This is a genomic window from Nocardia sp. 852002-20019_SCH5090214 (genome assembly GCF_001665865.1).
Lineage (GTDB): Bacteria > Actinomycetota > Actinomycetes > Mycobacteriales > Mycobacteriaceae > Nocardia > Nocardia nova.
Genome location: NZ_LZMK01000215.1, coordinates 1 through 665 on the forward strand (window position 1 = coordinate 1; position 665 = coordinate 665).

Here is a 665-nt window from a genome sequence, read left to right on the forward strand (position 1 = left end):
GACCGGATGCCCGGACGGGTGCCGGTGCCGGTGGCCCGACGACGACGAACGCTTCGAATGCGGGTGCCCCGGCTGCGCCGACTGGCGGCCGATCCCGGCGATCGACTGGGTCATCGTCGGCGGCGAATCCGGGCCCCACGCCCGGCCGATCGAGGCGGACTGGGTGCGCGACCTGCGCGACCAGTGCGTCGAGGCCGGGACCGCGTTCTTCTTCAAGCAGTGGGGTGGCCGCACCCCGAAAACGGCCGGGCGTGAACTCGACGGCCGGATCTGGAACCAGTACCCGCAGAACAGGAGCACCTCATGCCACGCCTGATGTCGGTCTCGCTCACCGAACCCCAGGTCCGCGACCGGACAAAGACCGTCACCCGCCGTATGGGCTGGCTGATGCTGCAGCCCGGCACCCGGCTCACGCTGTGCCGCAAGGTGATGGGCCGCCGCCGCGGCGAACCACTCGTCCGGATCGTCGATGTCGAAGTTCTCGACGTGCGCCGCGAGCGCCTCGACACCATCACGAACGAAGAAGTCCGCGCCGAGGGCTTCCCTGAGATGACGCCGGCGCAGTTCGGCGAGTTCTTCTGCGGCAGCCACACCGGCTGCACCCCGGACTCGATGGTCACCCGAATCCGGTGGCGCTACCTCGACGATCCGGAATCGCCGTAGCA

At 69.5% G+C, this 665-nt stretch carries 2 protein-coding genes; both read left to right on the forward strand.

Going from position 1 to position 665, the window contains the following annotated elements; translation table 11 throughout:
- Nucleotides 1–316, forward strand: a 316-nt coding sequence (locus A5780_RS17140) for a DUF5131 family protein (protein ID WP_156769365.1), incomplete at its 5' end; no start/stop codon positions are given.
- Entirely contained in the window at nt 304–663 is a 360-nt protein-coding gene (locus tag A5780_RS17145; protein WP_231982987.1) for a hypothetical protein, read from the forward strand. The genes A5780_RS17140 and A5780_RS17145, both read left to right, overlap by 13 nt.
- Nucleotides 664–665 lie beyond the last annotated feature (2 nt).

What these genes read in the sequence shown, in the direction of transcription:
- A5780_RS17145 (WP_231982987.1), top strand. Translation starts at nt 304, where the DNA reads ATGCCACGCCTGATGTCGGTCTCGCTCACCGAACCCCAGGTCCGCGAC.